The organism is Methylomonas methanica, from assembly GCF_001644035.1.
Taxonomy (GTDB): domain Bacteria; phylum Pseudomonadota; class Gammaproteobacteria; order Methylococcales; family Methylomonadaceae; genus Methylomonas; species Methylomonas methanica_A.
In genome coordinates this window covers 42,838-69,397 of record NZ_LUUG01000082.1, presented here as the reverse complement: position 1 = coordinate 69,397, position 26,560 = coordinate 42,838, and the positions used below count along the sequence as shown (strand labels likewise).

Below are 26,560 nucleotides of genomic sequence, written 5' to 3'. Positions count from 1 at the left end.
TCAATCAACAGCCTCAGCGGTAACCGTTACCGCTGAGGCTGTTTTGTTTATGGGGCTGGCTTACGAGGGGCCTGTTCGCGCATCTGTTCCTGATGTTGTTTGCGCAAGTCGTCCATTTTCTGCATTTGTTCCGGGCTTAACACCTCTTTCATCCGGCTGTGCGACTCTTCGTGGATGGCGCGGAATTTTTCGTGCTGTTCTTTAAAAATCGCTTCCAGTTTGGTTTTTTGCTCAGGGCTGAGTTGCAGCAGTTTGTTCAAATGTTCTAGTTTGTGATCTACCGGCTGGCCGTAGTCGTTTTCGCTTGGATAGGCGAAGGCGGTTAAGGGCAAAGCCAGGATGATGGCGAGGAACAGGTTTTTTCGCATGGGCTAATCTCGAGTTAAGTTGAGGTGGTGCTTGATGTGCGAGCAAATTGATGCCGGAATGCCGGCAAAAGTTCACTACGCTGAAAAAGCCTTGGGATTGTGTGAGGCCGCGCAGTCAATGCTGAAGCGTTTGGGTTGTTCAGACAGTTCCAGTGCAGTCAATTGTCCGCCCCACAAACAGCCGGTGTCTATCGAATAACAGTTATAGCCGTCGAAATAGCCCAGCGTGGACCAGTGGCCAAAGATGATGCGCATATCGATGCTTTTGCGGCCCGGCACTTCAAACCAGGGTAGTAAATGCTCGGGCTGGCTGCCGGGCGCGCCTTTCGGCCCAAAATCCATTACGCCGTCTACGGTGCAATACCGCAGTCGGCTGAAGCAATTGATCGCAAAGCGCAGTTTTTCGGTTTTCAGCAAATCGTCGCGCCACACTACGGGTTTGTTACCGTACATGGAGCGGAAAAAACGTTCGTGGTCCTGGCTTTGCATAGCCTGCTCGGTTTCGCGCGCCATGCGTAGTGTGGTTTCAAAATCCCACTGCGGCGGTAGGCCGGCGTGTAACATGCAAAAATCGTCGTTGTGATGGAACAGCTTTTGATGGCGTAGCCAGGCTATAAGCTCTTCACAATCCTCGGCTCGTAAAATCTCGCCTAGTGTGTCTTTTTTACCGGCCTTGCCTAGCGACACCACGGTCGCAATCAAATGCAGATCGTGATTGCCTAGCACGGTAACCGCCGCCGGGCCCAAGCCCTTCACAAAACGCAGTGTTTCCAACGATTTTGGGCCACGGTTAACCAGATCGCCGGCCAGCCAGAGTTGATCCCGGCCGGGATCGAAGCCTATATGGTCCAGTAAGCGGCGGAACTCGTCGTAACAGCCCTGAATGTCACCAATTGCATAAATCGCCATTAGTGCAGGGTTCTAGGTATCGACAGGGTGAATTTGGGAATGGCTGCGTTAAAATTTTCGCCTGCGTCCGACTGCATTTGATACTTACCCTGCATTACGCCGACCGGAGTTTCTATCATCGCCGCGCTGGTATAGCGGAACGAATCACCGGGGCTGAGATGCGGGTTTTCTCCCACCACGCCGTCGCCGTTTACTTCCTGCACCTTGCCGTTGGCATCGGTGATTAACCAGTGCCGGGTCAGCAATTTAGCCGGCGTGGAGCCAACGTTGGTGATGGTGATGGTGTAGGCGAACACATAGCGGTTCTGTTCGGGGGACGATTGGGCCTCGATGTAGTAGGGTTGGGCTTCAACTAAAACTTTGTTTTTTTCGCTCATTGATAGATGATGTAAATCAGTATTTGCCTTATTTCAACCCAACTCATACCCAAACGCAAGCAAGCAATCCGATGAATATCCGCAGATTTCTAAGTGTCGGGCTAATCGCCTTGTCAGTGCAGGCGCTTGCCGAAGACAATAAGGATTTATTTGCCGCCGCCGCCACCGGCAAGCTGGATCGTGTCGAGGCTCTACTGGCGCAAGGACTGGACGTCAACGGTAAGCTGGAAACGGAGCGCACAGCACTGATGGCAGCCAGTTTTAACGGCAATTTACGGATTGTCAAGGCGCTACTGGCTTATGGTGCCGACGTTAATCTGGCGGATAAGCTGGGCTCCACCGCGCTAACGGATGCAGTAATGTTCGGCAGCGCCGACATTGTTGGCGTGTTAATCGCAGCCGGCGCCAACGTCAATGCCGCGGATAGCCAGAGCGTGAAAATTCTCGACAAGGCCAAAAAGCTTGGCCGTGAAAACATCGTAAAACTTTTAGAAGCTGCCGGTGCCAAGGGCTCGGAAGCCAAAGTCGAAGAAAAAATCGAAGGCGAGCCCAAACCCGCCGAAGAAAAAAAACCTGAAGAACCCAAAAAATGATGACACAAAGTCACGTCCCTGTTTTCCAGACTTGCATCTAATCAAACCCCGCTAAAATTATCAGAATGACAGACTTACAAAAGCCATTACACATTCATATCCTCGGCATTTGCGGTACCTTCATGGGTGGCCTGGCCTTAATCGCTCGCGAATTGGGCTACACCGTCAGTGGCTCGGACCAGAACGTCTATCCGCCTATGAGCACGCAACTGGAAGAACAAGGTATCCGGCTGATGAACGGCTATAAAGCCGAAAACCTGAACTGCAAACCCGATTTAGTGGTGGTGGGTAATGCTATGTCGCGCGGCAATCCGGAAGTGGAAGCGGTTTTGAACCTAGGTTTGCCGTATATTTCCGGCCCGCAATGGCTTGCGGAACACGTGTTGCAGCACAAATGGGTGCTGGCGGTAGCCGGGACCCACGGCAAGACTACTACCAGCAGCATGTTGGCTTGGGTGCTGGAATACAATGGTTTCAAGCCCGGTTTTCTGATCGGCGGCATTCCACTGAATTTCGGCATCTCCGCGCGTTTGGGCGAGTCGGACTTTTTCGTGATCGAAGCCGACGAATACGACTGCGCCTTCTTCGATAAGCGCTCCAAATTTGTCCATTATCGGCCCAGAACCGCGATATTGAACAACCTGGAATACGATCACGCCGACATCTTCGAAAACCTGGACGCGATCAAAAAGCAGTTTCATCATTTGGTGCGCACCATCCCTAGCGAAGGGTTGATCATCGCGCCGGCTAGCGAACAACATGTTACCGAAGTGCTTGAAATGGGCTGCTGGACGCCGGTTGTGAAGACGGCAATTGACGACGACGGCGACTGGCAGGCGCAATTGTTAAAAGCTGACGGCAGTCGTTTTAGCGTTAGTTTTGACGGTCAAGAGCAAGGCGTAGTCGATTGGGCATTAACCGGTCGCCACAGCGTCTATAACGCTTTGTCAGCCGCCGCCGCCGCCCGGCATATCGGCATTCTGGCAAAAGATGCGATAGCTGCGTTACAACAATTTCAAAGCGTGAAACGGCGGATGGAAGTCATCGTCAAAAAAGGCGGCGTCACGGTCTACGACGACTTTGCTCACCACCCAACCGCGATAAAGACCACGCTGGATGGCTTGCGTAAACAAGTTGGGAGCGAAAAAATTCTGGCCATCGTCGAGCCGCGCTCCAACACCATGCGCCTGGGCGTGCACACTCAATCGTTGGCTGAATCCTTGGGTCAGGCTGATGAGGCCATCGTTTATCAGCCCGATAACCTAGGCTGGGATTTGAGCCAACTGCTGAAATACGCCAACAACATCGAGATTTGTAACAATCTGGAAACCATCATCGCCACCATCAAAGCCCAAGCAGGCGGCGTTTGCCATGTACTGCTAATGAGTAACGGCAGTTTCGGCGGCATTTATAAACGTTTGCGGGATGAGTTGTAAGCCATGAATCGCGTGGAAATCCGCTATTGCACCCAATGCCGCTGGCTGCTGCGGGCGGCCTGGATGGCGCAGGAATTGTTGAGTACCTTCGAACAGGAGTTGACCGAACTGGTATTGCAGCCGGATACCGGCGGCATCTTTGAAGTACGCGCCAACGGCGAACTAGTCTGGTCCCGCAAACAGCAAGGCAGATTTCCGGAGATTACCGAGTTAAAGCAATTGGTGCGCGACCAAATTGCCCCGGAGCGCGACCTGGGGCATGTCGACCGCAAGCCCGCGCCGCAGTCTTGAGTCGGCTGCGCTGACATCAAACAAGGCCAAGCTGTCTGAGATTATGCTCCCGGAAGACGACGCCACCATCATCAAACCAAAAGACGACGATCTAACCCGGATCAAACCGCGACCCTATCCGCAGGTGTTGGACTTGGGCGGCAAGCCCGCGCTGGACAGTAAGTTCAACGACGACTATTCCTTGCGCGGCGCCGTGGGGGTGGGCGGCGGCGGTCAGGTTTTGCTGGGGTTTGACGAGCGCATCGGCCGAGAAGTGGCGATTAAGGAATTATTGGATCAGGCTGCGAATGAGGATATTGAGCTAAGCGCACGTTTTCTGCGTGAAGCCCGCATTACCGGCCGTCTGGAACATCCGGGCATTGTACCGGTTTACGATTTGGGCACGAAGCAGAGCGGCGCGCCTTACTACGTGATGCGTTTGGTGCGTGGCGATACGCTGGCCAAAGCGTTAAAAGCCTGTAATGACGAGGTGTTGGCCGAGCATGCGCTGTCGCGGCGCCTGAGCTTGTTGGACAGATTAATCGACGTTTGCGAAGCCGTGGCTTATGCCCACTCCAAAGGCGTGATTCATCGCGATATCAAGCCCGGCAATATCGTGCTGGGCCCGTTCGGTGAAACAATTGTTTTGGACTGGGGCTTGGCCAAGGTCGAGAACGAAGCCGATCTGGCGCCGCTGATGTCTGCCGCATCCAGCCAGACGGCAGACGATGCGGATTTGACCCGGATGGGCGATATTCTAGGCACCCCGGCTTATATGGCGCCGGAACAAGCCAATCCCGATTTTGGCGTCGTAGATACGCGCTCCGACGTATTTGCGCTGGGTTGCATGCTCTATTATTTATTGGCCGGCCATCCGCCGCTGCGCGGCAGCGCCGATGAGATTTTGGAACAACTCAGTTCGCTAGCGCCGATGCCCTCGGCACGCGATCCGAAATTGCCCATGCCGCCGGAATTGATCGCCATATGCGATAAGGCCTTGGCCAAGGATAAATCCCTGCGTTTTCCGAATGCCGCGGCGCTGGCCGACGAATTGCGCGCCTATCGCGACGGCCGCTTGGTGAGTGCCTACGCCTACTCGCGCGGCGAACTGCTGCGCCGTTTCATCGCCCGCAACAAGGTCGCGCTGGTTGCCAGTCTGGCGGTATTACTGGCGATTTTGATCGGCGCCGGGCTGGCATTCAAATTTGGGGTGGAGGCGCATAAAGCTCGAAATTTGGCGGTGGCCGAAGGCGAAATCGTCAAGCAGGAAAAACAGCAAGTCGAGCGTGCGCTGGCCGATGTCACCCGTATTTCCAACCAGAACCTGACGGCCGCCAACCAAATCGCGGACAGCATCTTGGGCAACCTAAACGAAATGCGCATGGGTATGCAGCAAGCGGCTGCGTCCCTACGAACCAATGCCGATTTAGCAGCATCCAGTGGTGTACTGGATGGCTTGCTGCAACGTTATCCGCGCGGTGAAAGTTTTGCCACGACGCGCGCGCCCGGCACTATCGTTGCGGTGGCTCCGGCCAAATATCGACAGGCGCTGGGTGCCGATACCTCGCAACTCGAGCACAACAGGATGACTTTGGAACGGGGCGTGCCGATTCTGAGCAGGATTTATCAAGCCCCGGAAGGCTTCGCCGCCGTTACTATGGTAGTGCCGATCAAACAGGGTAAAACCATCCCGGGATTTATTTCCATGCGTATCAAACCGGTCGATTTTCTCGGTGGTTTACTGGCGGAGGATACTCAGAGTAAAAAACGCACAGTGTGGGTCGTGCAGGATGATGGCCTGCTGCTTTTCGATACCGATCCGCAGGAGATTGGCCTTAATTTGTTCCGTGAGGAACGCTTCAACCAGATACCGCAACTGCGCCAGCTCGCTGCTGAAATCGACGATCAAGATGCCGGAGTGGGCTATTACCAAAGCCAGTCAGCCGGTCAATCCGAGCCTTCGCGGCAGATTGCGGCCTGGGTGAGCTTGCGGCCGGCGGAGAATAGGGGGTGGAAGGTGGTGGTGGTGGAGGCCTGGTGATATTGTGCCGCCTTAGCTCTGCGTTTTTGTCGTGGGTCGACAAAGTCCGGTGCTCACTGCGGCAGTCGGGGTGAAAGCCGGATTGTCCCGAAAATGACTCGATAAATTGCTTATGAATTAAAGCGCCAATAAGCGGTAAGCAAAAAATTTGCGTGTGTTTTCAGCCAAATTCTATGTCATCAATAGCCTGTTAAAGTTCATTGAGGGATAAATCCTCTATGAGACAGTCGTTCTTATTTGGTCGACCATTGCACGACCGTCTGGCTTGCGAATTGCGGCGGTAGATTTATTGAGCACGCTCTGTCTAGGTTTCTTCAGCGTACTTCGTTCGGCAAGACAAAGTGTTAGGCAAAAAAAAGGCGCATTGCCTAGGCAATGCGCCTTATCTCAAATTAAAGCTAATGCTTACAGTTTGTCAGCATTTTTACTCAGATATTCAGCTACACCGGCAGGGTTGGCGTTCATGCCGGCGTCGCCTTTAGTCCAGCCAGCAGGGCAAACTTCGCCGTGCTCTTCATGGAATTGTAGTGCATCAACCATGCGCAACATTTCGTCAAAGTTGCGGCCCAGAGGTAAGTCGTTAACGACTTGGTGACGGACAACACCTGCTTTGTCGATCAAGAAACTGCCGCGGAAAGCTACGCCACCAGCGGATTCAACATCATAGTCTTTGCAGATGCTGTGTGTCATGTCGGCTGCCAGGGTGTAACGGACTGGACCAATGCCGCCTTGATTGACGGGGGTGTTGCGCCAAGCGTTATGGGTAAAGTGTGAGTCAATTGACACGCCGACCACTTCAACGCCGCGGCTCTTGAATTCGTCGATACGATGATCCAGAGCAATTAATTCGCTTGGGCAAACGAAGGTAAAATCCAATGGATAAAAGAAAAGTACTGCATATTTACCGCTAGTCGCACCCGAAAAACTGTACGAGTCAACAATTTGACCGTCGCCTAATACCGCAGGAACTGTAAAGTCAGGGGCTTGCTTACCTACTAAAACGCTCATCAATTTTCTCCAAAATTATTTACAAAACAAAAGGTTAAGAGGATGTTTGCGCCTCTGCGAGAAGGCTGAGTCTTATTCTACACCAATTTAGTTGGTATTCACCTAATAATCCCGGCAAATTCCGCTTGCAAGACGGTCGATTTCGCGCTAATTTGTAATCCATGGCTTACACAATTAACAGGCGGTCTGCGTGCTTCGCGCTGCTTAAATTCACTATGCAGACCTTTGTGAATTTTTTAGGGTACGACAAATGGCAAAAGTAAAACACATTACAGAACCCGATACTTTCGGTTTTCAAGTTCGTATTGTTCGGCGCGGCAAGGAGAGCAGCCGTTATTTCTCTCACAAGCTTTGGGGCAGCAAAACCAAGTCGCTGAAAGCCGCGATCACTTGGCGCGACCAGATGCTGGTGGTATTAAAAGGCAGCAAGACCCGCTTCCTGAAACCGCCGAAAAACAAAACCACTACCGGCGTGACCGGCGTATCCAGAACCATTAAGTTCGATCACCGCAAAGATAAAAGCTATCTTTGCTATACAGTGTTTTGGGTAAAAGACGGAAAATCCCGGAATAAAACCTTCCAAGTGGGTAATGTGGATACGGTAACCGCTGACGATGAATTGCACGCTTTTCGGACTGCCCGCCTATTTCGCAGCTGCTACGAGCATGCCATCGACCACGATGCGCCGTTTGACGACAGCAAATTCGCGAACTGGAAAAAACTGCGCTTATACGAAAACGAGATGCTGAACGCAGTGAACTGAGCGCATCAGCATGATGATCAATCGATGCGCATCTCAACGCGCATCGACAGATCGACCGCAACAACGTTTTTGGTCAAAGCACCTATTGAGATAAAGTCCACGCCGGTCTCGGCAACAGTTCGGATATTATCCAAAGTAATATTCCCCGATGCTTCCAACTCCAGCACTCCCTGATTTCGAGCTACCGCTGTACGCATATCGGCCAGCGAAAAATTATCCAGCATGATCCTATCCGGTTGCGCGGCAAAAGCTTGGGCAAACTCGTCAAGGTCTTCCACCTCCACTTCGATCGGTACATTCGCATAGCCTCTAGCCAGCTTGACTGCATTGTCAATAGAACCGGCCGCGATGATGTGGTTTTCCTTGATCAAGATGGCATCGAATAAACCAATACGATGATTAAAACATCCACCGCATTTAACCGCGTATTTTTGCGCCAACCGTAAGCCGGGCAGGGTTTTACGGGTATCCAATACCTTACAGCCCGTCCCGGCCACGGCGTCTGCATAGCGGCGCGCAATAGTCGCCGTCGCGGATAAGGTTTGCAGCAGATTCAGCGCGGTGCGCTCGCCAGTCAGCAATGCCCGAGCAGGGCCATGCAACCGGCATAGCCGCGTATTCGCGGATACACCCTCGCCCTCATCGCATTGCCAATCGACGATGACCTGAGGACTCAATTGTCGAAATACCTCATCGAACCAGGCTCTACCGCAAAGCACCATGGGTTCGCGGGTCAATACTGTGGCGTTGGCTTGGGTCTCGGCCGAGACAATGCTGGCGGTAATATCGCCGCTACCGATATCTTCGGCGAGATAAAGCGCGATTTCTGCGGAATTTGGTTGCATGGAAGTGTATTGGACGATGAACAAGATTAGTGATTATAAACCGCATATTGGCGACAGCCGAACCAAACTCAGGCCAATTAGGTATTGTTAGATCGATTAAAAGCGTAGGGAAAAGGTTGGCAAAGCTTATAAAATAAGGCATCACCCCACAAAGCTTGAAAACCATGATAATTCGCGACCACTTTCTGAGTAGCGCCTGCCAGATCGCTTCGCCGAACTACGACGACAGACCGGACCCGGACGACGTTTCGTTGTTGGTCATCCATTGCATCAGCCTGCCTCCTGAGCAATTCGCGGGCGACTATATCGATCAATTGTTTTGCAACTGCCTGGATCCAAACGCAGATCCGTACTTCCAAGATATACACCAACTTAAAGTGTCAGCGCATTTACTAATTCGCCGGGATGGCAGTATTCGGCAATATGTGCCGTTCAATCGCAGAGCCTGGCATGCAGGCGTCTCAAAATATCAAGGCAGGGAGCGCTGTAACGACTTTTCTATTGGTATTGAGCTGGAAGGGGCCATCAGCGCGGCTTACACGGACGTTCAATATCGACGCCTTGCCGATGTGAGTAGAACGTTACTGGAAAATTATCCGACATTGTCGAGCCAACGTATTGTCGGTCATAGCGACATCGCCCCAGGCCGAAAAACCGACCCTGGCCCATTTTTCGAGTGGTCCCGCTTTCACGAACTGCTGAACTCTAACCCTGAAAGTCCCGCGGAATAGGCAACGAGTGCGCCGCCGTAACCAAGAGACAATAAAGCGAGAAAAGCCGCGTTAATCGGCTTTAATTTCCAAATGCACGGCCTTAAGTATCTCGAGCAACTCTTGATACTGGACTTGTAGGGGACCCAATTCGCTCTCTAACTGGGCAATACTTTCGTTGACATTGCCTTTGGATTCGTTGATTTTCCTGAGCATGATCAAGCGGCTTTCGATTTGTTTTTTGTGGTCCTTGATCTGGTGCATCAGCGGCGATAGCACGCTATTACTCCAGGTAACCGCATCTCTCTGGGCTTGCTGCAAAATGTTTCGGGCCTTGGCTATCAGGGTGCCGTATAGCTTATTGACCACTATGCTTTGCTCGGTCATCGTGGTTTTAGCACTATTGCGAAATGCTTCGCCTTCTTCAAAAATCTGCTCTAGCTCGAACTGATGTTGTTTGATCGAAAACAACTGCGGCTCGATTTCCTTAAAGCCGTATTCGTCCTGAAATTTTTTGTGAATGGCTTTAATCAGGCGCCGGGTTTCTTCAGTCATATCCACCGAGTCTTGCAGCAGATCGCGCAACTCGTCGAACAACCTACGCATATTCTGTTTCATCCCGTAAGTGGTCAGGCTTTTGCTCATATCGTCCTTGGTACGGCGAATGATGTCATCGATTTTTTCTTTGGCAAACGAATCGATCAACATCTTGGCTTGTACCGCAAACACTTTCCGGCTGGCCTGAAAGTTTTCGATATTAGCCATATAAGCGTTTTGCCGGTCGCGGGTTTCGGCCATCAATTTGCCGGTCAATTCCTGATTCTCGAAATCGACCTGCTTGAATTCGTCGAGCTGCTTTTGGGCGTTAGTGATTTTTGAGTCCATCAACTTCACTGACTCGCTGACCAAAAACCCAATTTCCTTATCGACCACGCCTTTCAAAATGTCGCGGCGTTGATCGAGAATATCGTCGGACAGATAGCTTTCCAGCAGATTGAGGCGGCTTTTTTGCAGCAAGGCGTCATCGCCTTTCACCTTCGCCAGCAAAGCCTGTTTCGCGGAAACCGGGAAGATTACTTCCTTTTCCAGATTCAGAATCATTGCCGAGGTTTCGATTTGCTTTTGTATCGAGGCTTCGTAACCGGTTTCGCCAGCTAAATCGTCCCACATGGAGTCGATTTTATTCATCACCACGGCTAAACCTTGGCGGCGATTGCCTCTGGAGCTACAGACGTGGCTTTTCCACATTTCCAGGTCGCTTTTGGTTACACCGGTATCGGCGGCCAACACGAAAATAATTGCTTGGGCGCTGGGCAGCATGCTCAAGGTTAACTCGGGCTCGGTACCCAAGGCATTTAGACCCGGCGTATCCAGAATGCACAAACCTTCTTTTAACAAAGGATGCGGAAAGCTGATCATGGCATGGCGCCAGCATGGCACTTCCACCGTTTCCGGATTGATAATACCTTGCTCGGCGGCTTCGCGTTCGTTCCACAAGCCCAGTTTATCGGCCATTTCCCGAGAAACCTTCTTCGTGGCGACCAGCTCTCTGAATGCTTCCTGCATTTGCGTGGGTGACTCGCAATTCAGCTCGATTTGCGTCCAGCGGTCGGGATTACGCTTGTAATCCATCAAGGAAATATCTTCCAAGCGGCTCTCGATGTTGAGCAGCCGAATGTAACTGCCGCCTTTTTCATCCCAGAACAACTCTGTTGGCGACATCGTGGTACGGCCAGGTGAGGACGGCAACAGGCGTACGCCCGTCTCCGCAAAAAACAGCGAGTTGATCAACTCGGTTTTACCTCTGGAAAATTCCGCCACAAACGCCAAGGTGACGCGATCATTTTGCAAGCCTTGCAATATATTCAGCAAGGTATCGGTGCTTTGTGGGTCACTGAAGCGGTAACGATTACGCCAGTCCCGATACAATTCGATACCCTGAATCAGTTGTTCGCGCCAATGCGTGTATTCGTGCAACTGTTCTTTAAATTCCAGATTTCTCATGGCTCGCCTTTGTTCCGACTGTACTCAATATAAGGGGCAAATTGTAACGGCTAAGTGTAGACCAATAATCCATAAGCAAAAGCCTAGGGCACGCATGGATACTCAAATTCCGTACTGTTGTCGATAGGCCTGAATAATAGCCAACTTATCCGCCGAACCGCTTTGTTGGGAAATAAATTCGATGATGTCCGCCAAGCAGATTATCGCCAGCACCGGAATGCCGAATTGTGCCGACACTTCCTGCACGGCCGACAATTCGTTCTGGCCTTTCTCTTGACGATCCAACGCAATCACCACACCGGCTACCGTGGCGCCGGCCGCATTGATAATTTCCACCGATTCACGCACCGAGGTACCGGCGGTAATCACATCGTCCAGAATCCAGACCTTGCCTTGCAAGGGTGCGCCTACTAGTACGCCGCCCTCGCCGTGATCCTTGGCTTCCTTGCGGTTAAACGCGAACGGAATATCGCGCTGCAAGCGGGAATAGGCAATCGAGGTGGTACTGACCAAGGGGATGCCTTTATAGGCCGGCCCGTATAATACATCTACCTCGACACCGGCGCTGATCAGCGCCTGCGCATAAAACTGCCCCAATTTATCCAGCTGAGCGCCGCTGTTGAATAGGCCGGTATTAAAGAAATAAGGGCTGACTCGTCCGGACTTTAAGTGAAATTCGCCAAACTTTAATACGCCGCAATCCAAGGCGTACTGGATGAACTGTTTTTGGTAATCGAGCATTGGAATGTGACAAATCTAAAATGAAAGCAATTATACCCGTGCGCATTTAAACGATGAACTTTTCTAGGACCACGTCCAGAAAATCCCAGCCTTTTTCTGTACAGGTATAAACCAAGCCCTCCCTGCGCAGCAGGTCTTGCTCCAGACAAACCGACAAGTTCGGCTCCAAGCTATCCGCCGCCAAACCGGTAGCCGCTTCATAGTCGTTCAGACTAAATCCAGCCTTCAATCGCAATTGGTTCATCAGAAACTCTAACGGCAATTGTGCGACATCAATCACTTCGCATTGCGACCCACCGGTTTGAGACAAATACTGTTCCGGGCTTCTCGGTTTAACCGTGCGAACGATGTCGTTAGGCAAGGCCCGGCTGACTTTGCCGTGCGCACCGGCGCCTATCCCCAAATAATCCCCAAATTGCCAGTAATTGCGATTATGCCGAGACTGCTTGCCTGGCTTTGCATACGCAGACACTTCGTACTGCTGGTAACCGTGTTCCGCCAACAGTTGCTGGCAGCGCTTTTGCGCGGCAAATATCAGATCGTCTTCCGGCAGTTTCGGCGGAAACTTATAAAAATACGTGTTGGGTTCCAGCGTCAATTGATAAAAGGAAATATGGGTTGGGGCCAGGCTGACGGCGGTTTCCACATCATTCAAGGCTTCGCTCTCGCTCTGATCAGGCAAACCGAACATCAAATCCAGATTGAAATTATCGAACCCGGCTTTAACGGCAATTTCCACCGCAGCCATGGCTTCGGCGGCGGAATGCACCCGCCCTAATGTCCGCAAATGCCGATCCTGAAAACTTTGAATACCTATCGACAGGCGATTGATACCTAGAGCCCGAAACTCATGAAACTTTGCACTTTCGAAAGTGCCTGGATTGGCTTCCAAAGTAATTTCGCAATGCTCTGCCACGGGTACTGATTGCCTGACGCCGGTCAACAAGCGGCACAATGCTTCCGCCGAAAACAAGCTGGGAGTGCCGCCCCCCATGAATATGCTATTGATGCTCCGCTGCGCACCCAGCAGTTCCAAATCGGCTTGCAAGTCAGTCAGCAAGGCATCGATATAAGCCTGTTCGGGAATCGGGTTTTTAACCGCGTGGGAATTGAAGTCGCAATACGGACATTTCTGGATACACCAGGGGAAATGGATATAAAGACTCAGCGGCAACAACTCGGCAGACCTTACCACACGCCGACATTCGCCATGGACGCCCACGGCTCTTGCGGCGGCAAAGCCTGGCCTTTTTGTAACAATTCGATAGAGATCTGGTCTGGCGAGCGCAGAAATGCCATATAACCGTCGCGCGGTGGCCGGTTAATCGTTACACCTTGCGCCATTAACTCTTGGCAAACCGCATAAATATCGTCCACTTCAAAAGCTAAATGCCCAAAATTACGGCCACCGCCGTAATCCTCCGCATCCCAGTTGTAGGTCAACTCGAGCAATGGCGCGTCAACCGTTGCGGCGTTTTGCCGGTCGCCAGTGGCAGCCAGATACACCAAGGTAAAACGTCCGGCTTCGCTTTCCATGCGCCGCACTTCAATCAAACCAAGCTTATGGCAATAAAAATCCAGCGATTCGGCAAGATCTTTTACTCGAACCATGGTGTGTAAATAACGCATATTGGCCGCCCCAGAAAATAAAAGCGCAATTATGAACGAGTCGGCGGCGGAGAATAAAGTTTTGCGCTCAAGTCAGACGAGCCAGAGCGGCCCTATGAACCCAATGCTTTGCGATAAACCGAGGGCATGATGGTTTGCAGCTCGGTTTTCATGCCACTTAACGACTCGGAATGGCTAATGAAAAAATAGCCGCCGGGCCGCAGGTATTTAACAATTTTGTCCAGCAAGCGTTGCTTGGTTTCAATATCAAAATAAATCATTACGTTACGCAAAAAAATCACGTCGAAACTCCCCAGGTCCGGCAATGTTCCAATCAAATTGGCATATTCGAACTTAACGCGACTGCGTAGCTCCGGCGCAACCAGCAAAAAACCATCATATTCACCTGTCCCTTTCAGGCAATACTTTTTCAGCAAGGTTTGGGGGATTTTTTCGGCGGCATTACTGGGGTACAAGCCACGCCGGGCTTTTTCCAGAATCCGCGTGGAGATATCGGTCCCGACAATATCCCATTGCCGGGTTCGCAGATACTCCGCCAACAGCATCGCCAGCGTATAGGCCTCTTCGCCGCTAGAGCTGGCAGCGCTCCACACCCGAAACGGCTTGGCCGGGGATTGCTGCGGCAAAATTTGCTCAACCAGATAATCGAAATGCTTGGACTCGCGGAAAAAATAGGTTTCGTTGGTGGTTAGCAAATCGATAGCCATCGTCGTTTCATTTTCGAAGCCCGGCTTGCCGAATTGCCGAAAATACTCGCCATAGCTATCGATGCCATGATGACGCAAACGCTTCTCCAAACGCCCCATCACCATGGCCTGCTTACTATCGTTTAGGACAATACCAGCGTGCTTGTAAAGATAGTCCCTGATCCAGGCAAACTCTTGCTTATGAAGTATCGGCGCGCCGACACGATGGATTGACGACACTCTATACTCCTATTTGTAAGTTATGCACATCAACTCTCCCAAGTAATACGGTCGCTTGTGCCTAAAACCGCTCGAAGTGATTAAGATCGAATTCCGGTTCGCTGTTTTCGTGGAATTTAGGTTTTTTAGTGTACAGTGTTTTTTTCGTGGTTTGCCGTCGATTAGAGTAAGCAGCTCTCTCGTTTGGCGATTGCTCGCCAGTCATCCTAAAAAAGCTCATCAGCAATTGTAATTGCTCGGATTGTCCGGTCATTTCTTCGGCTGTTGCCGCCAATTCTTCGCTCGCGGAGGCATTTTGCTGAGTCAGCTGACTCATCTGATTCATAGCCGTATTGATCTGACCAGCCCCTGTCGATTGCTCCTGAGAAGCGGCAGCGATTTCCTGCACCAAATCCGAGGTTCTGGCAATACTCGGTACGATAGCGTCCAGCAGCTTGCCTGCGCTTTCGGCCGTCATCACGCTGCTTTCCGCCAATTCACCAATTTCCTGCGCGGCGATTTGGCTGCGCTCGGCGAGTTTGCGCACTTCCGCTGCCACCACCGCAAACCCCTTGCCATGATCGCCTGCCCGCGCCGCTTCGATAGCGGCATTCAAAGCCAGCATATTGGTTTGATAAGCAATGTCATCGATGATGCCGATTTTGCTGGCGATTAATTTCATGGCTGAAACGGTATGCTTAACAGCCTCACCGCCCTCAATGGCTTCCCGAGACGCTTGACTGGCCATGCCTTCTGTAATCCTGGCGTTTTCGGCATTCTGATTAACACTGGCCGCCATTTCCTCAATGCTGGCACTGGTTTCATCGACGCTGGCAGCTTGTTCGCTTGCCGACTGAGCAAGTGACTGGGAGGTTGCACTGATTTGCTCGGAAGCATTTAACAACTCGCCAGCCGAGGATGTCACCTCACTTACAATTTTCGACAAAGCTTCGACGGTGCCGTTTATGCCGTCCTTGGTCTCGCCAAACAAACCCGGATACGCTTTAATAATGGTTTGCGACAAATCGCCGTTCGCCAACGCACCGGCCACCCGACTTATATCCTGCAAAGCCACTTCGGTTGTCTCGGTCAACTGGTTTAATAACTGGGCAATTTGCAGATCGCTGCCTTGCTTGCCGTCCAGGCTCATCTTGGCACTAAAATCACCACTTACCGCATCTTCCACAATCATGCGAATTTCGGCAACATTACTACTCAGCCTAGTCTGCATGGCTTTTAAACCCGATAACACCTGACTGACTTCATCATCTCCTTCCACGTCAATCACGGAGTCCAATTGACCACTGGAAATTTTGTCAAAAACTCCAAGCGCCTGTGCGAGGGGCCTGGTGATCGACCGGGTGATGGCAAAACCCAACCAAATCAGAATGGCTATCGATCCACCCAACAAACCAAAAGTCACCATTTGCACGGTTTCATAGCGACTGACGCCTGCCTTGTATTCGCTCTCAGTCATGGTCAACAGATGGTTTTTTAACGCTTCCAAATGTTCATCTACGGGAAGATAAGAATGCTCAACAAGTCCTACCAGCTTTCCTGCCTCACCAGTACGACCTGTACGTAAGGCTTCAAGTCCAGGCAACATGATAGCTGCTTCAAATTTTTTATAGGTGTCGTCAAAGCGTTCGGCAAGCCGTTTTTCATCTTCCGTCAACGAGGAAACCATGTAAGTCTTCCATCTATCCTTGATTTCCGCTGTATTTTTATCGATAGTCTGCAACGTATCTGAATTACTTTCTGACCCCGTCTTACTTTTAGCCAATTCATCCAGCATCCCCTTGAGCTCGTTTACACTGTCACCGATCAATTCGTTCATCACTGCCAGGTTCTGCAATGGCTGCATCCGATTTTCATAGACTGTCTTTAGACTTTGCTGACTGGCGTTTAAGCCCTGCAAACCTTGCACTGCCAAGATAATTGCAACCAACACGCCAAGGCTGATCAAACCGGCCAGGCGGGTACCTATTTTGAATTTGAGTAACATGTTTTTAATTCTCCAAGATAAATTATCTCTGACCACTCTGCCCTGATAAATGCGCATGCCTTTGGCTTCGGCTTCACGGAACAACCGATAAGCATTTTCAGCGACATCAATTTGTGAGCGCGTCTGCTTGTGCCTGACCGATGTATAGGCGATAACTTTGCCGTTTTCAATAATGGGCGTGGCATTTGCCACCACCCAATAATGATCGCCATTTTTGCAACGATTTTTGACCAATCCTGTCCAGGTCCGACCAATCCTCAGAGTTTCCCAAAAATCAGCAAATGCCTCGACTGGCATATCGGGATGCCGGACGATGTTATGCGGTTTGCCTAACAACTCGGCTTCAGAAAAGCCGCTGATATTGACAAAAGTGTGATTGATTTGGGTGATTTGGCCCTTTCCATCGGTTTTGGAGAAAATTAAATCATCGTCACCAAGATTTATCTCATGCTGGGTAACCGGTTGATTATTTCTCATGAAACAGTGCGAGTTGCGAATGACCAATTAAAAACAGACTACTCCGTCAGTTGGACCGTGCAAGGCCAACGACATATAGAAAAATTCGACTCCCGCTGTCCGCCTACTCAAACTGCGCTTGACGTTCATGCCCTACCTTGCTTAAAGCGGACATTTCTTCCACCGACAATACTTTGCTGACGTTTAATAAAATAACAAAGCGACCGTTCCGCTTAGCCATACCGTTAATAAAATCAGGTCGAATCCCCGCCCCAAAACTTGGCGGGGGCTCGATATCCTGCTGAGAAATTTCGACCACTTCGTTGACTGCGTCGACGATGATACCGAGGTCCTGAGAACCGCCATCCTCATCCTCACTGGCAGTTTCGACGATGACAATACCTGTGCGCTTGGCAATGGGCGTCGATCCCTTACCGAAACGCGCCAGCAAATCCACCACCGGCACCACGCTACCTCGCAGATTAATCACACCGCGCACAAACACCGGCATCATCGGTACTTCAGTAAGATTCCCGTAATCGATGATTTCCTTACTACTCAAAATGCCCAGTGCATAAAGCTCTCCACCAAGGGTAAAGGTTAGGTATTGACCCGCCAACGCAGTCTGTTTGCTCTGCGTGGCCGGTAACTTTTCCTGAATTGTTGCAAGTTCTGTCATGGCCCGCTCCTAGAAACGTTCGAACTGGTTTAAATCGAAATCATGATCGATATTCGCACTTGACTGAGCGACGGACTTTACTTTGATAGCCTTCTTTGCCGCTTTGACTTCCGTTGGCGTCGTAGCTTTTCTAACACCATTGTCGAGTCTAAAAAAGCTCATCAGCGATTGCAGTTGTTCAGCTTGACTGGTCATTTCTTCGGCGGTTGCCGCCAGTTGTTCGCTGGCGGACGCATTCTGCTGAGTAATCTGGTTCATCTGGTTCATCGCATTGTTGACTTGGCTGACACCGGCCGATTGCTCTTGCGACGCGGCGGCAATCTCCTGGACCAAATCGGAGGTTCTGGCAATGCTGGGCACAATTTCGTCCAACAGTTTGCCGGCCGATTCGGCTGTTTCCACGCTGTTTTCCGCCAACTCGCCGATTTCCTGCGCCGCCACCTGGCTGCGCTCGGCCAGTTTGCGCACTTCTGCGGCCACGACCGCAAAGCCTTTGCCATGATCGCCGGCCCGGGCTGCTTCGATGGCGGCATTCAGTGCCAGCATGTTGGTTTGATAGGCAATGTCGTCGATGATGCCGATTTTTTTGGCAATCTCGCGCATGGCGTCAACGGTCTGCTTAACGGCTTCTCCGCCTTGGCTGGCTTCGGTAGCCGCTTTACTGGCCATGCCGTCGGTGACTTTGGCATTGTCGGCGTTCTGGTTGATGCTGGCCGCCATTTGCTCGATGCTGGCGCTGGTGATCTCGACGCTGCCCGCCTGCTCGCTGGCGGCTTGCGATAGGGATTGGGAGGTGGAACTGATCTGCTCGGACGCATTACCCAGCTGATCTGCCGCCGAAATAACCTCGGAAATGGTTTGGGAGAGTTTGGCGACAGTGTTATTCACGGTGTCTTTGAATTCACCCAACTGGCCTTGGTAGTTACCTGTTACGGTGCGGGTCAGATCGCCTTGTTCAACCAACGCCAGCACTTCGACGGCTTCGTTGAGCGGTAAGATCACGCCATCCAGGGTTTCGTTGACACCTTGCACAATTTTGCGGAAGTCACCTTGGTGTTTGCTGGCATCGGCACGGGTTTGCAGGCGGCCTTCGACGGCGGCCGTCGCCAGCATATTGGCGTCAGCCACCAGAGCATTGACCGCATCAATACAGGTGTTGAGGTTGTTTTTAATCGTGTTGAAGTCGCCGTTGTAACTATCGGTGATTTTGGCCGGAATGTGTCCTTTGGAAATGTTATCGACGTAGTTGGCAGCCACATTCAGCGGGCCGATCACGGCATTCAGGGTCAGGTTCACGCCCTCGACAATCTTGCGAAAATCGCCTTGGTGTTTAGTGGCATCGGCTCTAGTCGCCAGGTGGCCTTCTACTGCTGCGGTCGAGAGCATATTGGCGTCGGCCACCAAACTGTTAACCGCGTCGATGCAGGTGTTGAGGTTGTTTTTGATGACGTTGAAATCGCCGTTGTAATTGTCGGTGATTTTTGCCGGGATGTTGCCTTTGGCAATGTTGTCCACGTACTCGGCGGCGACGTTGAGCGGGCCGATGACGGCATCCAGGGTGTTGTTGACGCCTTGGACGATTTTCCGGTAGTCGCCTTGGTATTGGCTGGCGTCGGCCCGGGTAGCCAGACGGCCTTCAATCGCGGCTTTCTCCAGGTTCATCGCTTCGGCGACCATGTTGGAAATCGCGTCGATACAGTTGTTCAGGTTGTTTTTGATGGTGTTGAAGTCACCGTTGTAGTTGTCGGTGATTTTCGCCGGGATCGCCCCGCGCGAGATGTTGTCCACGTACTCGGCGGCGACGTTCAAGGGCCCGATCACCGCGTCCAGGGTGCTGTTGACGCCTTCGACGATTTTACGGAAATCACCTTGGTGCTGGGTCGCATCGGCACGGGTGGCCAGACGGCCTTCGACCGCAGCGGTCGCCAGCATGTTGGCGTCAGCGACGAGGGCATTAACGGCATCGATACAGGTATTCAGATTGTTTTTGATGACGTTGAAATCGCCGTTGTAGGTGTCGGTGATTTTCGCGGGGATCGCACCTTTAGAAATGTTATTCACGTACTCGGCGGCGACGTTGAGCGGGCCAATCACCGCATCCAGGGTATTGTTGACGCCTTGGACGATTTTCCGGTAGTCGCCTTGGTATTGGCTGGCATCGGCCCGGGTCGCCAGGCGACCTTCAATCGCGGCTTTTTCCAACGCAGCCGCTTCCTCCACCATGTTGCCGATCGCGTCGATGCAATTGTTCAGGTTGTTTTTGATGGTGTTGAAATCGCCGTTGTAGTTATCGGTGATTTTCGCGGGGATGGCACCTTTAGCGATGTTGTCCACGTAAGCGGCCGCCACATTAAGCGGCCCGATCACCGCATCCAGGGTGTTGTTGACGCCTTGGACGATTTTCCGGTAATCGCCTTGGTATTGGCTGGCGTCGGCGCGGGTGGCTAAACGGCCTTCAATCGCGGCTTTTTCCAGATTCATGGCTTCGGCGACCATGTTGGAAATCGCGTCGATGCAGTTGTTCAGGTTGTTTTTGATAGTGTTGAAATCGCCGTTGTAGTTGTCGGTGATTTTCGCCGGGATCGCACCTTTGGAGATGTTATCCACGTACTCGGCCGCGACATTCAAAGGTCCGATGACCGCATCCAGGGTGCTGTTGACGCCTTCGACAATTTTACGGAAATCACCTTGGTGTTTGCTGGCGTCGGCGCGGGTGGCCAGGCGGCCTTCAACGGCCGCGGTTGATAAGCTGTTGGCGTCGGCCGCCAGGGCGTTAACCGCATCAATACAGGTGTTTAGGTTGTTTTTTATGACATTGAAATCGCCGTTGTAGTGGTCGGTGATTTTCGCGGGGATGGCACCTTTAGCGATGTTGTCCACATACTCGGCGGCCACGTTCAAAGGACCGATGACGGCCTCCAGCGTATCGTTGACACCTACGACGATTTTCCGATAATCACCTTGGTGTTTAGTAGCATCCGCACGGGTAGACAGTTGGCCTTCTACAGCAGCGTGCGACAGCATAACGGCATCGGCAATCAAAGATTGCACGGAGAACACGGCCGCTTTGACCCCTTCATTCAGTTGATTGAATTCCAAGCCATAGTTATGACTATCGTTTTGCGGCATTTGGCCCCGGCCGAACAGGGTCATCGCATGAGTCATCGCATTCACGGGACGGAGTACGCCCATGACGATGTACCAACTCATTGCCAGGAAACCGAATAGCAAAATCGACAGCACCAGCAATGTGGTGTTTAGAATCTCATCTAATCGCGTCACACGTGCATCCAAACCTGTGTACAACAGCTTGCTGAATCCGGATGACAGCGCGAAGTTTTGTTGGATGGCTCGAGTAAATGTACTGAAATATTCATTTACCGAAAACTCGAGCTTCGCGGCTTGCAAAATTTCGGTTTCGACCAATGTCAGAGCTTGTTTGGCATCGGCGCTAGCTTTCAGTAATGCCGAGCGGAATCCGGCATCCATATTGCCGATTTTGGCAGCGCTCTCGTCGATAATAGTCAGGATTTCTTCGGTATTTGCAATAACCTCCCGCAGATAAGCTGCTTCAGCCGGCGTAACCGTTTTTCTGAGCAAAATCGGCGAGCCTACCCCTCTTAGCATACCCAATTGTTCCGACAGGTCGGGAAATAAGCTAATCGCCAACACTTGTGCATAATACGTATCGATTTCAGGGTCCAACGCTAATCCTGAAGCGTCTGTCACCTTACGGTTGAATGCATGCAATTGCTTGATAAATTCGCCATGCTTGGCAAGGTTAGTCTGAGCATCGAATGTGTTAGCCGAAGCCGCCAACTCCTGCCACTTTTCCCGTAAGGCTTGCCAGGGCAAAGTCAACTTTAATGCAGACAAACGGCCGTCCAATGCGGAGATATTGACAATCTGCTGATTGACTTCGTTGCGTTTAGCCTCCCGGCGACTAGCTTCCTGTGAGTTGCCGGCGATAACCATCGCATTCAAGCCACGGTGCTCCACCACCAGCTGCATTAATTTAATAGTCTCGGCGGTGTAATCGACGCCCTGTTTTTCCTTTAATGCAAAGTCTTTATCTACAATTCTGTCTACTACCAAAAAGTAGGTTGGCACCGCGAACATAGCGATAGCCAGAACGACCAGGGCAACAAATTTTTGCCAAAGTTTTATCTTGTTTAGTAGGCTAGAAAATTTTCCTTCTTTGAAAGGCGCTTTAATACGACCTGCTTTGATATCGGCGTATAAAGCGGCTGCCTTTTTAACCTCGTTCCCGTTGGGTTTGAATCGGATAGAACGATAGCCGATAGCTTGTCCTTCGCTATAAATTGGCGAGACGTTGGCTTCCACCCAATAAAAATCGCCATTTTTGGAGCGGTTTTTTACCAAACCGCGCCAGGTACAACCGGACTCGATGGTCCTCCACATCCATTCATAAGCTTCTTCGGGCATATCCGGGTGGCGAACCAGATTATGTGGTTGGCCAATTAACTCCTGTTCGCTAAAACCGCTTAGCTTTACGAAGGCCGGGCTAACACTGGTGATATATCCACGCAAATCTGTGGTGGAAGTAAGAATGTCTTCTTCGGAAAAAGTCAGTTCGACGTCGGTAACAGGTTGATTATTTCTCATGGCTATTGTCCTTAGTTTGCAATTGGCGTTTTACCAATTTGGCTCAAGCCTGAGCCAAGTGCATATTGCCCTGAAGCTTATGTTCAAAGGCACTCACCAGTACTGGTACATCCAAAATTAAAGCGACTTCGCCACTGCCCAGAATAGTCGATCCACCCAGCCCCTCCAGGTGACCGAATAACTTGCCGAGCGGTTTGATCACGGTCTGGAACTCGCCGATTAAGCGATCCACAACTAAACCGGTTTTGACACCGGCAGCATGCACCACTACCACGTTCGGTCTGCGCGGCTGATCACCGCGAATATTGAACAGATTGCGCAGGCGGATAAACGGTAATACCTCGCCGCGCAAATCCATGTAATCTCTATCATTTAAATCGCCGGATAACTCCAGACACTCGACAACTCGGTCAAGAGGAATCACATACGATGACTTACCCACCCCCACCAGGAAGCCATCGATGATGGCTAATGTCAGTGGTAAGCGAATACGGATGGTGGAACCTTGGCCCGGCCTGCTTTCAACTTCGATATCACCGCGTAAGTCGGTAACATTCCGCTTGACAACATCCATACCCACACCGCGCCCGGACAAATTGGAAATCTGGCTGGCGGTGGAAAAGCCGGGTTCGAAAATCAAGCTATAAATTTCTTGATCGCTTAGCTTCGCATCGGGTTGAACCAGACCTTTTTCGATGGCTTTTGCCAAAATACGATCTCGATCAAGGCCACCACCGTCATCGCTGACTTCTATCGCGATACTGCCCGACTCGTGGTAGGCGTTCAATCTCAGCTCGCCGCGGCTGGATTTACCGCGGGCGGCGCGAACTTCGGCAGACTCGATACCATGATCCATCGCGTTGCGGACCAAGTGCATGAGCGGATCGCCGATTTTTTCGACAACCGATTTGTCAACTTCGGTATCGCCGCCGGTAATTACCAAGCTGATATCTTTGCCCAGCTCTTTTCCGACATCGCGTACCACTCTCTGGAAGCGGCTGAATGTGGCGCCTATGGCCACCATGCGTAGTTGCAATGCACCGTCGCGTACTTCTTCGACCAAGCGCATCATTTCGCTGGTCGCTTCCAGTAGCGCGGAATCGCTGGTCTGTAAGGCGCGCAGATTGACACCCGCACCGGAAATAACCAGCTCGCCTATCACATCAATTAGTTTGTCCAGACGCTCGGCATCGACGCGTATGGTTTGGTTTTCTCGGGCTTTGTTGTCTTTAATCTGTTGTTGTTTTTCCAACGCCGCATTCACCAGCGGCTGTTGCACCACTTGTTGATCGACCAGAATTTCACCGAGACGCGTATTCGGTTGCGGCACTTGCGCTTGTTGCGCATTGAGTCCCTCTTGCAGTTCGCGCTGGGTAATCACACCGCTTTTCAGCAACAGTTCGCCGAGTTGGGAATTGTCTTCACCCAGCGAATTGATCAGTTCCACGTAGTAGGGGATTTTGTCTTCCAGCGGCAAAATATGGATGTAACTGCCATCGCGCACAAAATCGAACACGCCTTCGATAGTGGCTTTGTCGGCATCGCTTTTTAGGACAATTTCAAACCCCAGGTAGCTGCTTTCGGGATCCATGCTTTCGGCATCCGGCATCGCGTGACTGAAAGTAGTCAGCGACATAATTTCACCCAGCGTCGCCAAATAACGGATGAAAGACAAGGGATCCATGCCGTCCCGTAGACAGTTTTCGCCGAATTGAATAAACAAATGCCAATTGCCGCTGTCGATTACGCCGCCACCGCTGGCTTCGAACTGCTCGCCAGCAGTCTGCGCGGTAGTCATCGCCTGCTTCGGCTCCGGCTTCAAAAAAGACTCTAATCCATCGAGCAAATGTCGTTCAGCGTTCGTCATTGATGGGTTGGCGCTTACATTTCCGTCGGCCACAGTTTGAATCAGCTCAATCATATGGTCGCAGCAAGGTAGTAGGATGGCGACCAGTTTCGGTGAAACGCTCAACTTTCCGTCGCGCAAGGTATCGAGCACGCTTTCCACCACATGGGTGAAGGCAACGATGTGATCCAGACCGAACAATCCCGCCGAACCCTTGATAGTATGTGCGGCGCGGAAGATGGCGTTAATTCGTTCGGATGGCTCCTGATCGTCTTCCAGACCGAGTAAGCCGTCTTCCATGTCTTGCAACAACTCCAGACTTTCAATCACAAAAGTCTTCAGAGCATCCCGCATTTGGTCATCAAAACTCATTTCGCATACTCCTTAATTTTGGGTCAGTACAACCTGATCGCCAAAAGCACCCGTCAGATTCGCTAGTTCCAATACATCCAACACGGCTTTGCTGTGCATCACGAAGCGCAGGGTTTTGCCCAAATGCGCGGCTTCCCGTTTGATTAGAATCAACAACTGTAGGCCGGCAGTATCGATTTCGGTGACGTTGGCAAGATTGATTTCCAAATCGTCCCCAGCCGTTAGAAACATCAGCAGATTGGATTTCTGATCTGCCGCGGTATAGATGGTTAACTCGTCTTTAATAGTTAGGCTGGGCATGGACGATCTCGATAGAAATAGGCTGAGGTGTTTATATGAATCGGCGGAAACCGTGCGAACGACCGCCCTTCATATCCGATCAAGGCAAAATTAACTTGGAAACCGCCGCTAACATTTGCGCAGGCTGAAACGGTTTGACGACCCAGGCTTTGGCGCCCGCAGCTTGGCCTTCCTGTTTTTTGCCTTCCTGGGATTCGGTAGTCAGCATAATCACCGGGGTAAATTTATAGGCCGGCAACTGTTTAAGTTCCTTCACGAAGGTAATGCCGTCCATGTTCGGCATATTGACGTCGGATATGATTAGATGAATCTTCTGGCCGTTGAGCTTGCTTAGCCCATCCTTGCCGTCGCAGGCTTCTATCACGTCGTAACCGGCACCTTTCAGAGCAATACCTACTACCTGACGGACCGAAGCCGCGTCGTCCACTACCAATATTGTTTTTGCCATATGCTTAAATCCTAGAAAAATGTAATTTCTTGCGTTTGAGGTTCAACTGCTTGACCGCCATGCCCATGGGCTTGGTGTTCGGATTCCATGGTATAGGTACCGGTTAAGCCGCTTAAAATGTGATCCGCATCTATCGGCTGCAAGGCAAATACGCCACCGGCATGGCTGCGATTGAGTTGCTTGGGGAAATCGGCAATGCTGTCTTTGACGTGTTGCAGAATTTGGCCGATCCGATCTTGAAATTGAAAATGCACCAAGGATTCGCCTATCTCACCTTTTATGGCAAGCGCCGAATGGCTTAGGTTGCTTGAATAGCCTTGCAATTTGGCAAACACGTCATGCAGGTTATCCATTACTGTTTGAATATTGCCGTTACAGGTCGATACGGCCTCCGCCTCGTTTTGTGCACTTTTTTCCACCGCTACCAACGCGGTTTGAATAGCGGAGCTAACTTGCTCTACTTTGGAACCGATCTGCTTGCCGGTTTCGCCGGACAAGTTGGATAGCTTTCTAACCTCATCTGCTACCACGGCAAAACCGCGGCCGGCTTCGCCCGCTCGAGCGGCTTCGATAGCGGCGTTCAAGGCAATCAGATTGGTTTGTTCGGCAATCCGCGCTACTTCCTTGGCCATCTGTTTTAATTCATCTATAAATCCAGCCAAGGATCGGATTTTTTGCAAGACCGCCAAATTCTCTTGCAATGCCGCATCCATGGAGCTAACCACTTTTTGCAAATGGGTGTTGCTGTTTACGAATACCTCTTCGCCATTGCCACCGAGAGTGGAATGAGAAGATCTCAAAGCCGTATCCAGATTACTGGTGATCCCGGCAAAGCGTTGAGTCAACAAAGTAATCGCCTGTTCGATTTGTTGCCGGGTCGAATCGATTTGCGCTGCCCATACCGGCGTGACTTGCTCGGCAAACCGATCCAGACCGGAAATATATTTTTCTACTTCGGCTGCCGATAAGGCAGGGGCCTTGTCAGCCAAGGTGTTTTTGGCGGCGGCAATGCAGCGTCCTTTAGTAATCCAAGCGGCTAGTCCTGCCGAGATCAATGCAACGCAAATCAATATCGCGAATTGGAATATAGACATGTTGGCGTAATCTCCCTTGGTCTTTATGATTTCGCAGCACAATTACCGCCGGTCATTTCGGTTCAGTGGCCTTGAATTCAACTTGAAAAAAAAGTATAGGCAGGAAAAGTCGGTTTATCTACAAAGCCTCCGTTA

At 51.3% G+C, this 26,560-nt stretch carries 23 protein-coding genes; 6 read left to right on the top strand and 17 right to left on the bottom strand.

Annotation, left to right across the window (positions count from 1 at the left end; all coding sequences use genetic code 11):
* Positions 1 to 47: 47 nt before the first annotated feature.
* From A1332_RS14400 to apaG, 3 genes are all read right to left on the bottom strand, one after another.
* Complete coding sequence (locus tag A1332_RS14400) at positions 48 to 368, bottom strand: periplasmic heavy metal sensor (RefSeq protein ID WP_064009172.1); 321 nt, start codon at positions 366 to 368, stop codon at positions 48 to 50.
* A gap of 75 nt (positions 369 to 443) precedes the next feature.
* On the bottom strand, positions 444 to 1,277 hold the full coding sequence (locus tag A1332_RS14395; protein WP_064009171.1) for a symmetrical bis(5'-nucleosyl)-tetraphosphatase: 834 nt from the start codon (positions 1,275 to 1,277) through the stop codon (positions 444 to 446).
* Complete coding sequence (apaG, locus tag A1332_RS14390; RefSeq protein ID WP_020484295.1) at positions 1,277 to 1,654, bottom strand: Co2+/Mg2+ efflux protein ApaG; 378 nt, start codon at positions 1,652 to 1,654, stop codon at positions 1,277 to 1,279. The genes A1332_RS14395 and apaG overlap by 1 nt, the downstream gene beginning before the upstream one ends.
* Positions 1,655 to 1,725: 71 nt before the next feature.
* Between apaG and A1332_RS14385 the strand changes: the two genes are divergently transcribed.
* From A1332_RS14385 to A1332_RS14370, 4 genes are all read left to right on the top strand, one after another.
* Positions 1,726 to 2,247 carry an ankyrin repeat domain-containing protein gene (locus tag A1332_RS14385; RefSeq protein ID WP_064009170.1) on the top strand — a complete coding sequence of 174 codons (522 nt, stop codon included), beginning with the start codon at positions 1,726 to 1,728 and terminating at the stop codon, positions 2,245 to 2,247.
* A 65-nt stretch (positions 2,248 to 2,312) separates the two neighbouring features.
* On the top strand, positions 2,313 to 3,683 hold the full coding sequence (gene mpl / locus A1332_RS14380; RefSeq protein WP_064009169.1) for a UDP-N-acetylmuramate:L-alanyl-gamma-D-glutamyl-meso-diaminopimelate ligase: 1,371 nt from the start codon (positions 2,313 to 2,315) through the stop codon (positions 3,681 to 3,683).
* Between the two features lie 3 nt (positions 3,684 to 3,686).
* The gene (locus tag A1332_RS14375; protein ID WP_064009168.1) at positions 3,687 to 3,974 is read left to right on the top strand and encodes a SelT/SelW/SelH family protein; all 288 of its coding nucleotides are present in this window, start codon (positions 3,687 to 3,689) and stop codon (positions 3,972 to 3,974) included.
* Complete coding sequence (locus tag A1332_RS14370) at positions 3,943 to 5,994, top strand: serine/threonine protein kinase (protein ID WP_064009167.1); 2,052 nt, start codon at positions 3,943 to 3,945, stop codon at positions 5,992 to 5,994. The genes A1332_RS14375 and A1332_RS14370 overlap by 32 nt, the downstream gene beginning before the upstream one ends.
* A gap of 405 nt (positions 5,995 to 6,399) precedes the next feature.
* Here the strand turns inward: A1332_RS14370 and A1332_RS14365 are convergent, their stop codons facing one another.
* Entirely contained in the window at positions 6,400 to 7,002 is a 603-nt protein-coding gene (locus tag A1332_RS14365) for a peroxiredoxin (protein WP_064009166.1), read from the bottom strand.
* Positions 7,003 to 7,252: 250 nt separating this feature from the next.
* Here A1332_RS14365 and A1332_RS14360 point away from each other — a divergent pair, with 250 nt between their 5' ends.
* Positions 7,253 to 7,765 (top strand): hypothetical protein, encoded by a 513-nt coding sequence (locus A1332_RS14360; RefSeq protein WP_020484362.1) that lies wholly within the window; start codon positions 7,253 to 7,255, stop codon positions 7,763 to 7,765.
* Between the two features lie 17 nt (positions 7,766 to 7,782).
* On the opposite strand, the gene nadC is transcribed toward A1332_RS14360, so the two are convergent.
* Complete coding sequence (gene nadC / locus A1332_RS14355) at positions 7,783 to 8,610, bottom strand: carboxylating nicotinate-nucleotide diphosphorylase (RefSeq protein WP_064009165.1); 828 nt, start codon at positions 8,608 to 8,610, stop codon at positions 7,783 to 7,785.
* 164 nt (positions 8,611 to 8,774) lie between these two features.
* Here nadC and ampD point away from each other — a divergent pair, with 164 nt between their 5' ends.
* Positions 8,775 to 9,341 carry a 1,6-anhydro-N-acetylmuramyl-L-alanine amidase AmpD gene (gene ampD, locus A1332_RS14350; protein WP_064009307.1) on the top strand — a complete coding sequence of 189 codons (567 nt, stop codon included), beginning with the start codon at positions 8,775 to 8,777 and terminating at the stop codon, positions 9,339 to 9,341.
* A gap of 51 nt (positions 9,342 to 9,392) precedes the next feature.
* Here ampD and A1332_RS14345 read toward each other — a convergent pair whose 3' ends face one another.
* The 12 genes from A1332_RS14345 to A1332_RS26335 form a co-directional block, all read right to left on the bottom strand.
* Positions 9,393 to 11,324 carry a dynamin family protein gene (locus A1332_RS14345; RefSeq protein ID WP_064009164.1) on the bottom strand — a complete coding sequence of 644 codons (1,932 nt, stop codon included), beginning with the start codon at positions 11,322 to 11,324 and terminating at the stop codon, positions 9,393 to 9,395.
* A 102-nt stretch (positions 11,325 to 11,426) separates the two neighbouring features.
* Entirely contained in the window at positions 11,427 to 12,065 is a 639-nt protein-coding gene (gene pyrE / locus A1332_RS14340) for an orotate phosphoribosyltransferase (RefSeq protein WP_064009163.1), read from the bottom strand.
* A gap of 46 nt (positions 12,066 to 12,111) precedes the next feature.
* Positions 12,112 to 13,287 (bottom strand): radical SAM family heme chaperone HemW, encoded by a 1,176-nt coding sequence (hemW, locus tag A1332_RS14335; protein ID WP_231890302.1) that lies wholly within the window; start codon positions 13,285 to 13,287, stop codon positions 12,112 to 12,114.
* Positions 13,254 to 13,694 carry a VOC family protein gene (locus tag A1332_RS14330; protein ID WP_064009162.1) on the bottom strand — a complete coding sequence of 147 codons (441 nt, stop codon included), beginning with the start codon at positions 13,692 to 13,694 and terminating at the stop codon, positions 13,254 to 13,256. The genes hemW and A1332_RS14330 overlap by 34 nt, the downstream gene beginning before the upstream one ends.
* Before the next feature lie 92 nt (positions 13,695 to 13,786).
* Positions 13,787 to 14,620: a CheR family methyltransferase gene (locus tag A1332_RS14325; protein WP_082879700.1), complete on the bottom strand. Its 834-nt coding sequence runs from the start codon at positions 14,618 to 14,620 to the stop codon at positions 13,787 to 13,789.
* A 61-nt stretch (positions 14,621 to 14,681) separates the two neighbouring features.
* On the bottom strand, positions 14,682 to 17,081 hold the full coding sequence (locus tag A1332_RS26040) for a methyl-accepting chemotaxis protein (protein ID WP_082879699.1): 2,400 nt from the start codon (positions 17,079 to 17,081) through the stop codon (positions 14,682 to 14,684).
* 103 nt (positions 17,082 to 17,184) lie between these two features.
* On the bottom strand, positions 17,185 to 17,739 hold the full coding sequence (locus A1332_RS14315; RefSeq protein WP_082879698.1) for a chemotaxis protein CheW: 555 nt from the start codon (positions 17,737 to 17,739) through the stop codon (positions 17,185 to 17,187).
* 9 nt (positions 17,740 to 17,748) lie between these two features.
* Positions 17,749 to 22,365: a methyl-accepting chemotaxis protein gene (locus A1332_RS26035; RefSeq protein WP_082879697.1), complete on the bottom strand. Its 4,617-nt coding sequence runs from the start codon at positions 22,363 to 22,365 to the stop codon at positions 17,749 to 17,751.
* A gap of 43 nt (positions 22,366 to 22,408) precedes the next feature.
* Entirely contained in the window at positions 22,409 to 24,583 is a 2,175-nt protein-coding gene (locus tag A1332_RS14305; RefSeq protein WP_064009161.1) for a chemotaxis protein CheA, read from the bottom strand.
* Positions 24,584 to 24,595: 12 nt separating this feature from the next.
* Entirely contained in the window at positions 24,596 to 24,883 is a 288-nt protein-coding gene (locus tag A1332_RS14300) for an STAS domain-containing protein (protein WP_064009160.1), read from the bottom strand.
* Positions 24,884 to 24,962: 79 nt separating this feature from the next.
* Positions 24,963 to 25,331, bottom strand: a complete 369-nt coding sequence (locus tag A1332_RS14295; protein ID WP_036277478.1) for a response regulator — start codon at positions 25,329 to 25,331, stop codon at positions 24,963 to 24,965.
* Between the two features lie 11 nt (positions 25,332 to 25,342).
* Positions 25,343 to 26,425: a methyl-accepting chemotaxis protein gene (locus A1332_RS26335; RefSeq protein WP_064009159.1), complete on the bottom strand. Its 1,083-nt coding sequence runs from the start codon at positions 26,423 to 26,425 to the stop codon at positions 25,343 to 25,345.
* Between the last annotated feature and the right edge of the window lie 135 nt (positions 26,426 to 26,560).